Source organism: Streptococcus mitis SK597, assembly GCF_000148545.1.
GTDB lineage: Bacteria > Bacillota > Bacilli > Lactobacillales > Streptococcaceae > Streptococcus > Streptococcus mitis_C.
On record NZ_AEDV01000055.1, the window covers coordinates 1 to 11,986 of the forward strand.

At 44.2% G+C, this 11,986-nt stretch carries 8 protein-coding genes and 1 pseudogene; all 9 read left to right on the forward strand.

Translation table 11 applies throughout. The features are described 5' to 3' along the window. The first annotated feature begins 17 nt into the window (after positions 1-17). A complete protein-coding gene (gene comA, locus SMSK597_RS08580) occupies positions 18-2,171 on the forward strand; it encodes a peptide cleavage/export ABC transporter ComA (protein WP_004238122.1) in 2,154 nt (717 codons plus the stop codon). 12 nt (positions 2,172-2,183) lie between these two features. Beyond that, on the forward strand, positions 2,184-3,533 hold the full coding sequence (gene comB, locus SMSK597_RS08585; protein ID WP_000801590.1) for a competence pheromone export protein ComB: 1,350 nt from the start codon (positions 2,184-2,186) through the stop codon (positions 3,531-3,533). 169 nt (positions 3,534-3,702) lie between these two features. Continuing rightward, entirely contained in the window at positions 3,703-4,410 is a 708-nt protein-coding gene (purC, locus tag SMSK597_RS08590) for a phosphoribosylaminoimidazolesuccinocarboxamide synthase (protein ID WP_000043298.1), read from the forward strand. A 1-nt stretch (position 4,411) separates the two neighbouring features. After that, positions 4,412-4,552, forward strand: a pseudogene (locus SMSK597_RS14090) (phosphoribosylaminoimidazolesuccinocarboxamide synthase). Between the two features lie 56 nt (positions 4,553-4,608). Further along, positions 4,609-8,334, forward strand: a complete 3,726-nt coding sequence (locus tag SMSK597_RS08595) for a phosphoribosylformylglycinamidine synthase (protein ID WP_000361237.1) — start codon at positions 4,609-4,611, stop codon at positions 8,332-8,334. Between the two features lie 92 nt (positions 8,335-8,426). Beyond that, on the forward strand, positions 8,427-9,869 hold the full coding sequence (purF, locus tag SMSK597_RS08600) for an amidophosphoribosyltransferase (protein ID WP_000220615.1): 1,443 nt from the start codon (positions 8,427-8,429) through the stop codon (positions 9,867-9,869). Positions 9,870-9,905: 36 nt separating this feature from the next. After that, positions 9,906-10,928, forward strand: a complete 1,023-nt coding sequence (gene purM, locus SMSK597_RS08605) for a phosphoribosylformylglycinamidine cyclo-ligase (protein WP_001284582.1) — start codon at positions 9,906-9,908, stop codon at positions 10,926-10,928. Continuing rightward, a complete protein-coding gene (gene purN / locus SMSK597_RS08610; protein WP_000717513.1) occupies positions 10,925-11,476 on the forward strand; it encodes a phosphoribosylglycinamide formyltransferase in 552 nt (183 codons plus the stop codon). The genes purM and purN overlap by 4 nt, the downstream gene beginning before the upstream one ends. Positions 11,477-11,520: 44 nt before the next feature. After that, the gene (locus tag SMSK597_RS08615) at positions 11,521-11,985 is read left to right on the forward strand and encodes a GNAT family N-acetyltransferase (RefSeq protein WP_000569797.1); all 465 of its coding nucleotides are present in this window, start codon (positions 11,521-11,523) and stop codon (positions 11,983-11,985) included. The last annotated feature ends 1 nt before the right edge of the window (position 11,986 follow it).

The following is an 11,986-nucleotide window of genomic DNA, read 5'->3' on the forward strand; positions in this document are numbered from 1 at the left end:
AGGAAAAGGAGATGAATATGAAATTTGGGAAACGTCACTATCGTCCGCAGGTGGATCAGATGGACTGCGGTGTAGCTTCATTAGCCATGGTTTTTGGCTACTATGGTAGCTATTATTCTTTGGCTCACTTGCGAGAATTGGCCAAGACGACCATGGATGGGACGACGGCTTTGGGTTTGGTCAAGGTGGCAGAGGAGATTGGCTTTGAGACACGAGCTATCAAGGCGGATATGACGCTCTTTGACTTGCCAGATTTGACTTTTCCTTTTGTTGCCCATGTGCTTAAGGAAGGAAAATTGCTCCACTACTATGTGGTGACTGGGCAGGATAAGGATAGCATTCATATTGCCGATCCAGATCCTGGGGTGAAATTGACCAAACTGCCACGTGAGCGTTTTGCGGAAGAATGGACAGGAGTGACTCTTTTTATGGCACCTAGTCCAGACTACAAGCCTCATAAGGATCAAAAGAATGGCCTGCTCTCTTTTATCCCTATATTAGTGAAGCAGCGTGGCTTGATTGCCAATATCGTTTTGGCAACACTCTTGGTAACCTTGATTAACATTGTGGGTTCTTATTATCTGCAGTCTATCATTGATACCTATGTGCCAGACCAGATGCGTTCGACGCTGGGGATTATTTCTATTGGGCTGGTCATCGTTTATATCCTCCAGCAGATCTTGTCTTACGCTCAGGAGTATCTCTTACTTGTTTTGGGGCAACGCTTATCGATTGATGTGATTTTGTCCTATATCAAGCATGTTTTTCACCTACCTATGTCCTTTTTTGCAACACGCAGGACAGGGGAAATCGTGTCTCGTTTTACAGATGCTAACAGTATCATCGATGCGCTGGCTTCGACCATCCTTTCGATTTTCCTAGATGTGTCAACGGTTGTCATTATTTCCCTTGTTTTATTTTCACAAAATACCAATCTCTTTTTCATGACTTTATTGGCACTTCCTATCTATACAGTGATTATCTTTGCTTTTATGAAGCCGTTTGAAAAGATGAATCGGGATACCATGGAAGCCAATGCAGTTCTGTCTTCTTCTATCATTGAGGACATCAATGGTATTGAGACTATCAAGTCTTTGACCAGTGAAAGTCAGCGTTACCAAAAGATTGACAAGGAATTTGTGGATTATCTGAAAAAATCCTTTACCTATAGTCGGGCAGAGAGTCAGCAAAAGGCTCTGAAAAAAGTTGCCCATCTCTTGCTCAATGTCGGCATTCTCTGGATGGGGGCTATTCTGGTTATGGATGGCAAGATGAGTTTGGGACAGTTGATTACCTATAATACCTTGCTTGTTTACTTTATCAATCCTTTGGAAAATATCATCAATCTGCAAACCAAGCTTCAGACAGCGCAGGTTGCCAATAACCGTCTGAATGAGGTTTATCTGGTAGCTTCTGAGTTTGAGGAGAAGAAAACAGTTGAGGATCTGAGCTTGATGAAGGGAGAGATGACCTTCAAGCAGGTTTCCTACAAGTATGGCTATGGTCGAGATGTCTTGTCGGATATCAATTTAACTATTCCCCAAGGTTCTAAGGTGGCTTTTGTGGGAATTTCAGGGTCAGGTAAGACGACCTTGGCCAAGATGATGGTTAATTTTTATGATCCAAGTCAGGGAGAGATTAGTCTGGGTGGTGTCAATCTCAATCAGATTGATAAAAAGGCCTTGCGCCAGTATATCAACTATCTGCCTCAACAGCCCTATGTCTTTAACGGAACGATTTTGGACAATCTTCTTTTGGGAGCCAAGGAGGGAACGACACAGGAAGATATCTTACGGGCGGTCGAATTGGCAGAGATTCGGGAGGACATTGAGCGCATGCCACTGAATTACCAGACAGAATTGACTTCGGATGGGGCAGGGATCTCAGGTGGTCAACGTCAGAGAATTGCTTTGGCGCGTGCTCTCTTGACAGATGCGCCGGTCTTGATTTTGGATGAGGCGACCAGCAGTCTGGATATCTTGACAGAGAAGCGAATTGTCGATAATCTCATGGCTTTGGACAAGACCTTGATTTTCATTGCCCACCGCTTGACCATTGCTGAGCGGACAGAGAAGGTGGTTGTTTTGGATCAGGGCAAGATTGTTGAAGAAGGAAATCATGCTGATTTGCTTGCACGGGGTGGATTTTACGCCCATTTGGTGAATAGCTAGAAAGAGGAGAGGATGAAACCAGAATTTTTAGAAAGTGCGGAGTTTTATAATCGTCGTTACCATAATTTTTCCAGTCGGGTGATTGTACCCATGTCCCTTCTGCTCGTGTTTTTGCTTGGCTTTGCAATATTTGCAGAGAAGGAGATAAGTTTGTCTACTAGAGCTACTGTTGAGCCTAGTCGAATCCTTGCAAATATCCAGTCAACTAGTAACAATCGCATTCTTGTCAATCATTTGGAAGAAAATAAGCTGGTAAAAAAGGGAGAACTGTTGGTTCAATATCAAGAAGGGGCAGAGGGTGTCCAAGCGGAGTCTTATGCCAGTCAGTTGGACATGCTTAAGGATCAAAAAAAGCAATTGGAGTATTTGCAAAAAAGTCTGCAAGAAGGGGAGAACCACTTTCCAGAGGAGGATAAGTTTGGCTACCAAGCCACCTTTCGCGACTACATCAGTCAAGCAGGCAGTCTTAGGGCTAGTACATCGCAACAAAATGAGACCATCGCATCCCAGAATGCAGCAGCTAGTCAGACTCAAGCCGAAATCGGCAACCTCATCAGCCAAACAGAGGCTAAAATTCGCGATTACCAGACAGCTAAGTCAGCTATTGAAACAGGTGCTTCCTTGGCCAGTCAGAATCTAGCCTACTCTCTCTACCAGTCCTATAAGTCTCAGGGCGAGGAAAATTCGCAAGCTAAGGCTCAGGCAATTTCGCAGGTAGAAGCACAGCTTTCTCAGTTAGAATCTAGTCTTGCTACTTATCGTGTCCAGTATGCAGGTTCAGGTGCCCAGCAAGCCTATGCGTCAGGTTTAAGCAGTCAATTAGAGTCTCTCAAATCCCAACACTTGGCAAAGGTTGGTCAAGAATTGACCCTACTAGCCCAGAAAATCTTGGAGGCAGAGTCAGGTAGGAAGGTACAGGGAAATCTTTTAGATAAGGGGAAAATTACGGCGAGTGAGGATGGGGTACTTCATCTTAATCCTGAGACCAGTGATTCTACCATGGTTGCAGAAGGTGCCCTACTAGCCCAACTCTATCCGTCCTTGGAAAAAGAAGGGAAAGCCAAACTTACAGCTTATCTAAGTTCAAAGGATGTAGCAAGGATCAAGGTCGGTGATTCTGTTCGCTATACTACGACTCATGATGCCAAGAATCAACTTTTCCTAGATTCTACTATTACAGGTATCGATGCGACAGCTACTAAGACTGAGAAAGGGAATTTCTTTAAAATCGAGGCGGAGACTAATCTAACTTCGGAGCAGGCTGAAAAACTTCGATACGGGGTGGAAGGTCGTCTACAGATGATTACGGGCAAGAAAAGTTACCTGCGTTATTATTTGGATCAATTTTTGAACAAAGAGTAATGTTCGTGTTTTTAGAGTTAAATGATTTTAAAACTGTGAGAAAGATGTTTCTTGCGGTTTTTTCTTTATGATTTTCGAGGTCGTTGTGTTATTTATTCGGTTAAATTCTTGTAATTTTAGGTTTTTTATGGTAGAATGTGCTCAAGTAATACGAAAGGCGAACTTTAAAATGTCAAAACAATTGATCTATTCGGGAAAAGCTAAAGATATCTATACAACTGAGGATGAAAATCTTATTATTTCAACTTACAAGGATCAGGCGACTGCTTTCAATGGTGTTAAGAAGGAGCAGATTGCGGGCAAGGGAGTGTTGAATAATCAGATTTCATCTTTTATTTTTGAGAAATTAAATGCGGCTGGTGTGGCGACTCACTTTGTGGAGAAGCTTTCGGACACGGAACAACTCAATAAAAAGGTTAAGATTATTCCTCTCGAGGTCGTGCTCCGCAACTATACTGCTGGTTCATTTTCAAAACGTTTTGGTGTGGATGAGGGAATCGCCTTGGAGACTCCGATTGTCGAATTTTACTACAAAAATGATGATTTGGATGACCCGTTTATCAATGATGAGCATGTGAAATTCCTAAAGATTGCGGATGACCAGCAAATCGCCTACTTGAAGGAAGAAACCCGTCGTATTAATGAACTTTTAAAAGCCTGGTTTGCTGAGATTGGCCTCAAGTTGATTGACTTTAAGCTAGAGTTCGGTTTTGACAAGGATGGCAAGATTATCTTAGCAGATGAATTTTCACCAGATAACTGCCGTTTGTGGGATGCGGATGGCAACCACATGGATAAGGATGTTTTCCGTAGGGATCTAGGTGAATTAACCGATGTTTATGAAGTTGTTTGGGAGAAGTTGCAAGGTTTGAAATAATCTGTTTGCAACGGAAAACCTTCGTCTCTCAACTAAAAGGACTCAGGCTGAAAAGGTCCCAGACCTTTTCACTCCGTAAGGATTGGGAGAACTAACAGACGTTTACGAGATTGTTTGGGAAAAGTTGCAGGGGTTGAAATAACACCTTCAAAGTTATTTGGGAACATTGCAAGAGCTGAAATAAAGGAATAAGGATTGATGGATAAACGTATTTTTGTTGAAAAAAAGGCTGATTTTCAGGTCAAGTCAGAGAGTTTGGTTAGAGAACTCCAGTACAACTTGGGGCTTTCAACTTTGAAAAGTATTCGCATCGTGCAAGTTTATGATGTCTTTAACTTGGCAGAAAACTTGTTTGCGCCTGCAGAAAAACATATCTTCTCTGAACAGGTTACAGATACTGTTTTAAATGAAGTAGCTGTGCAAGCGGATCTTGCCAACTATGCTTTCTTTGCCATTGAAAGCCTACCAGGGCAGTTTGACCAGTGTGCAGCATCTTCACAGGAAGCCTTGCTTTTACTAGGAAGTTCGAGTGATGTAACGGTTAATACAGCTCAACTTTACTTGGTCAATAAAGATATTGATGCGACTGAGTTGGAAGCGGTCAAGAACTATCTGCTCAACCCAGTTGATTCTCGTTTCAAGGATATTACGGCAGGGATTGCCAAGCAGGAATTTTCTGAGTCAGACAAGACCATTCCTAAATTGGCTTTCTTTGAAAACTATACAGCAGAAGACTTTGCTCGCTACAAGGCTGAGCAAGGGATGGCTATGGAAGTGGATGATTTGCTCTTTATCCAGGACTACTTTAAGTCAATCGGGCGTGTGCCAACTGAGACTGAACTCAAGGTTTTGGACACTTACTGGTCTGACCACTGCCGTCACACGACGTTTGAGACTGAGTTGAAGCAGATTGATTTTTCAGCTTCTAAATTCCAAAAACAATTGCAGTCAACTTATGACAAGTATATTGCCATGCGTGATGAGTTGGGGCGTTCTGAAAAACCGCAAACCTTGATGGATATGGCGACTATTTTCGGTCGTTATGAGCGTGCCAATGGACGTTTGGATGACATGGAAGTGTCAGATGAGATTAACGCTTGCTCAGTCGAAATCGAAGTAGACGTTGACGGCGTAAAGGAACCTTGGCTCCTCATGTTCAAAAACGAAACCCACAATCACCCAACTGAGATTGAGCCATTTGGTGGGGCTGCTACTTGTATCGGTGGAGCCATTCGTGACCCGTTGTCAGGCCGTTCCTACGTTTACCAAGCCATGCGTATCTCTGGTGCGGGTGATATTACAGCACCGATTTCGGAAACGCGTGCTGGGAAATTGCCACAACAGGTTATTTCTAAAACAGCTGCTCATGGTTATTCTTCATATGGTAACCAGATTGGAATTGCGACGACCTATGTTCGTGAGTACTTCCACCCAGGTTTTGTAGCTAAACGCATGGAGCTTGGTGCCGTTGTTGGTGCGGCTCCTAAGGGCAATGTTGTCCGTGAAAAACCGGAAGCGGGAGATGTGATTATTCTCCTTGGAGGTAAGACTGGACGTGATGGTGTCGGTGGTGCGACAGGTTCTTCTAAGGTTCAAACAGTTGAGTCTGTAGAGACTGCTGGTGCTGAGGTTCAAAAAGGGAATGCTATCGAAGAACGCAAGATTCAGCGCCTCTTCCGTAATGGTGATGTCACTCGTCTCATCAAGAAATCCAACGATTTTGGTGCTGGTGGTGTCTGTGTAGCCATCGGTGAATTGGCAGACGGTCTTGAAATCGACCTCAACAAGGTTCCTCTTAAATACCAAGGCTTGAATGGTACCGAAATTGCCATCTCTGAATCTCAAGAACGGATGGCAGTCGTGGTTCGTCCTGAGGATGTAGATGCCTTCGTTGTAGAATGTAACAAAGAAAATATTGACGCTGTTGTAGTGGCGACAGTAACTGAAAAACCAAATCTAGTCATGCACTGGAATGGTGAGACAATTGTAGACTTGGAACGTCGTTTCCTTGACACCAATGGTGTGCGCGTGGTAGTTGATGCTAAGGTTGTGGACAAGGATGTCAAGCTTCCAGAAGAACGTCAAACATCTGCTAACACACTTGAAGTTGATACCCTTGCGGTTCTATCTGATTTGAATCATGCGAGTCAAAAAGGATTACAGACTATCTTTGATTGCTCTGTTGGTCGTTCAACGGTTAATCACCCACTTGGTGGTCGTTACCAACTCACACCAACTGAGGCATCTGTGCAAAAATTGCCAGTTCAACACGGTTTGACTCATACTGCGTCAGTCATGGCTCAAGGATTCAACCCATATGTAGCTGAATGGTCTCCATACCACGGTGCTGCCTATGCGGTGATCGAAGCAACTGCTCGTTTGGTGGCTGCTGGTGCCAACTGGTCTAAGGCTCGTTTCTCTTACCAAGAGTATTTCGAGCGAATGGACAAACAAGCTGAGCGTTTTGGTCAGCCAGTAGCAGCTCTTCTAGGCTCTATCGAGGCACAAATTCAGCTTGGTTTGCCATCTATCGGTGGTAAGGACTCCATGTCTGGTACTTTTGAAGAATTGACAGTACCGCCAACCTTGGTTGCCTTTGGGGTGACGACGGCAGATAGCCGTAAGGTGCTCTCTCCAGAATTTAAAGCTGTTGGGGAAAATATCTACTACATTCCAGGCCAAGCACTCTCAGCAGAGATTGATTTTGCCTTGATTAAGTCTAACTTTGCTCAGTTTGAAGCCCTTCAAAAGGCTCACAAAGTGACGGCAGCTTCAGCTGTCAAATATGGTGGTGTGGTTGAAAGTTTGGCTCTTGCTACTTTTGGAAATCATATCGGTGCAGAGGTAACCTTGCCTGAACTTGGAACTTCTTTGACAGCTCAATTAGGCGGCTTTGTCTTTACCTCTCCTGAAGAAATTGCTGGAGTGGAGAAGATTGGACAAACAAGTGCAGACTTTACACTCCTTGTCAACGGTGTGAAGCTAGATGGACAGAAACTTGACAGTGCCTTCCAAGGCAAATTGGAAGAAGTTTACCCAACAGAATTTGCTCAAGCAAAAGAACTGGAAGCAGTGCCAGCTGTGGCATCAGATGTTGTGATTAAAGCCAAAGAAAAGGTTGAAAAACCTGTGGTTTATATCCCAGTCTTCTCGGGCACCAACTCAGAATATGACTCAGCCAAGGCCTTCGAAAAAGAAGGTGCAGAGGTTAACTTGGTACCATTCGTGACCTTGCATGAAGAAGCCATTGTCAAGTCAGTTGAAACTATGGTTGACAACATCGGCAAGGCTAATATCCTTTTCTTTGCAGGTGGATTCTCAGCTGCGGATGAGCCAGATGGTTCAGCTAAGTTTATCGTCAACATCCTGCTTAATGAAAAAGTGCGTGCTGCTATTGATAGCTTTATCGCTCGTGGTGGCTTGATTATTGGTATCTGTAATGGATTCCAGGCCCTCGTCAAATCAGGTCTTCTTCCATACGGAAACTTTGAAGATGCAAGCAGTACGAGCCCAACCCTTTTCTACAATGATGCCAACCAACACGTGGCCAAGATGGTGGAAACCCGTATTGCCAATACCAACTCACCATGGCTTGCTGGAGTGGAAGTTGGTGAGATTCATGCTATCCCTGTTTCACACGGTGAAGGGAAATTTGTCGTGACGGCTGAGGAATTTGCAGAGCTCCGTGACAACGGACAAATTTTCAGTCAATACGTTGACTTTGACGGAAAACCAAGTATGGATTCTAAGTACAATCCAAATGGTTCAGTCCATGCCATCGAAGGAATTACCAGCAAGAACGGCCAAATCATCGGTAAGATGGGCCACTCAGAACGTTATGAAGACGGTCTTTTCCAAAATATCCCAGGTAGCAAAGACCAGCACCTGTTCGCGTCAGCGGTTAAATATTTCACTGGAAAATAAGACTTGCAGATTTTCTAATAGATAGTATCAGTAATGTAAAAGTCATGTAGATTTATCTCTTGATGATTGCAAATGAAAATTAGGTATAAAAAATGACATACGAAGTAAAATCTCTTAATGAAGAATGTGGTGTTTTCGGTATCTGGGGGCATCCAGATGCTGCTAAATTAACCTATTTTGGTCTCCACAGTCTTCAGCACCGTGGTCAGGAGGGGGCAGGAATCCTCTCCAATGACCAAGGGAAACTAAAGCGGCATCGCGATATGGGTCTTCTATCAGAAGTCTTCAGAAATCCTGCTAACTTAGATAAATTGACAGGAACTGGTGCGATTGGTCACGTCCGTTATGCGACTGCTGGCGAAGCTTCTGTAGATAATATCCAGCCCTTCCTTTTCCGTTTTCACGATATGCAGTTTGGCTTGGCTCATAATGGGAATCTGACCAATGCAGCCTCTCTCAAGAAAGAACTGGAACAAAGAGGAGCAATTTTCAGCGCGACTTCGGACTCGGAAATCTTGGCTCACCTCATTCGTCGGAGTCACAATCCTAGCCTGATGGGCAAAATCAAGGAAGCGCTCAGCCTTGTCAAAGGTGGTTTTGCCTATATCTTGCTGTTTGAGGACAAGTTGATTGCGGCTCTTGACCCCAATGGTTTCCGTCCGCTTTCTATCGGGAAAATGGCCAACGGAGCGGTGGTGGTTTCCTCTGAAACTTGTGCTTTTGAGGTCATTGGTGCAGAGTGGATTCGTGATTTGAAGCCAGGTGAGATTGTGATCATTGATGACAAGGGCATCCAGTATGATAGCTATACAGATGATACCCAGTTAGCAATCTGTTCTATGGAGTATATCTATTTTGCTCGCCCTGATTCTAATATCCACGGTGTCAATGTCCATACGGCTCGCAAACGTATGGGTGCCCAATTGGCGCGTGAATTCAAGCATGAGGCGGATATCGTGGTCGGTGTGCCCAATTCTTCCCTCAGCGCGGCTATGGGATTTGCGGAAGAGTCCGGGCTACCAAATGAAATGGGACTTATCAAGAACCAATACACCCAACGTACCTTTATCCAACCGACTCAAGAATTGCGGGAGCAAGGGGTGCGGATGAAACTATCTGCTGTTTCTGGTGTTGTAAAAGGCAAGCGTGTGGTTATGATTGATGACTCTATTGTACGTGGAACAACCTCTCGTCGTATCGTTCAGCTCTTGAAGGAAGCGGGTGCGACTGAGGTTCACGTTGCTATTGGAAGTCCAGCGCTAGCTTATCCATGCTTCTATGGAATTGATATCCAGACCCGTCAGGAGCTAATTGCGGCCAATCATACGGTTGAAGAAACTCGCCAAATCATTGGTGCGGACAGTCTGACCTATCTTTCGATTGATGGCTTGATTGAATCCATTGGGATTGAAACAGATGCGCCGAATGGTGGTCTCTGTGTCGCTTATTTTGATGGTGATTACCCAACGCCTCTCTATGACTATGAAGAAGACTATCGTAGAAGTTTGGAAGAAAAGACCAGTTTTTACAAATAGACAATAGATCCTCCATTAAAGAAAAGGAATATAAAAATGGCAAATAAAAATGCGTACGCTCAATCTGGCGTGGATGTTGAAGCGGGTTATGAAGTTGTTGAACGGATTAAAAAGCATGTGGCTCGTACGGAGCGTGCAGGTGTCATGGGAGCTCTGGGTGGTTTCGGTGGCATGTTTGACCTTTCAAAAACAGGGGTTAAAGAACCAGTCTTGATTTCGGGGACTGACGGTGTCGGAACTAAGCTCATGCTGGCTATCAAGTACGACAAGCACGATACCATTGGTCAGGACTGTGTGGCCATGTGTGTCAATGATATCATCGCTGCAGGTGCGGAGCCTCTCTATTTCCTCGACTATGTGGCGACAGGAAAGAATGAACCAGCTAAGCTAGAACAAGTTGTCGCTGGTGTGGCAGAAGGTTGTGTGCAGGCAGGTGCTGCCCTCATTGGTGGGGAAACGGCTGAAATGCCTGGCATGTACGGCGAAGCTGACTATGACTTGGCTGGTTTTGCGGTCGGTGTGGCTGAAAAATCTCAAATCATTGACGGTTCGAAGGTGGCAGAAGGAGATATTCTTCTCGGACTTGCTTCAAGTGGGATTCATTCCAATGGTTATTCTCTCGTCCGTCGTGTCTTTGCGGATTACACAGGTGAGGAAGTCCTTCCAGAATTGGAAGGCAAGCAACTCAAGGACGTTCTTCTTGAGCCGACTCGTATCTATGTCAAGGCTGTTTTGCCACTCATCAAGGAAGAGTTGGTCAATGGCATTGCCCACATCACTGGTGGTGGCTTTATCGAAAATGTCCCTCGTATGTTTGCAGATGACCTAGCTGCTGAAATTGATGAAAACAAAGTTCCAGTGCTTCCTATTTTCAAAGCCCTTGAAAAATACGGTGAAATCAAACACGAAGAAATGTTTGAAATCTTTAATATGGGTGTGGGACTTATGCTAGCAGTTAGCCCTGAAAATGTAATTCGTGTCAAGGAATTGTTGGATGAACCAGTCTATGAGATTGGTCGCATCGTCAAGAAAGAAAACGAAAGTGTTATCATCAAATGAAAAAAATAGCGGTTTTTGCCTCTGGTAATGGCTCAAATTTTCAGGTGATAGCGGAACAATTTCCAGTAGAGTTTGTCTTTTCAGACCATCGTGATGCCTATGTGCTAGAACGTGCAGACAAGCTTGGCGTTCTGTCCTATGCTTTTGAACTCAAGGAGTTTGAGAGCAAGGCAGACTACGAAGCAGCCCTTGTTGAGCTATTAGAAGAGCACCAGATTGACTTGGTTTGTCTAGCAGGCTACATGAAAATCGTTGGACCAACTTTATTAGCAGCTTATGAGGGCCGAATTATCAACATTCATCCAGCTTACCTGCCAGAATTTCCAGGAGCTCATGGGATTGAGGATGCTTGGAATGCTGGTGTTGACCAGTCTGGTGTGACCATTCACTGGGTGGATTCCGGAGTGGATACAGGCAAGGTTATCAAACAAGTGCGCGTGCCAAGGTTAGCTGATGATACGATTGACAGTTTTGAAGAACGTATTCATGCCACCGAGTATCAGCTCTATCCTCAAGTGTTGGAGAGTTTAGGGGTGGGTAGAAGATAAGAAGTAAATCAAGTTTTGATTTTGCAATATTGCTAGGAGAAAAAATGATTGAGATAAAATTAGTAGATGAGAGCAGTTTTCAGGCAGTGCTGGATTTGAAAATATCTGAAGCTGATGAACGAGCACGTTTCGTGTCTCCAAATGTACGCTCTTTAGCTGACGCATGGCTCTACCGAGAGAATGGGGATGTGTTTCCAATGGCAATTTATTGGAATGAGCTTGTAGTTGGTTTTCTCCTGTTGGAAATAGATAAGGATGAAGCGGAATACTTTATCTGGCGGATAATGATTGGCCAGCAGTACCAAGGAAGAGGTTATGGACGAAAAGCCTTGGAAGTTCTAATCAAAGAGGCTCAGATGGATAGATCTTGCAGTCATATTGTTGCAGATTATGTGGTTGGAAATGAAAAAATGAAGCACCTGTTGACTAGTTTGGGTTTTCAGGAAACAGGATTTATAGAAGAAAATAACGAATTCGCTATGCGCTTGGACCTAAAGAAAGAGGAATAGA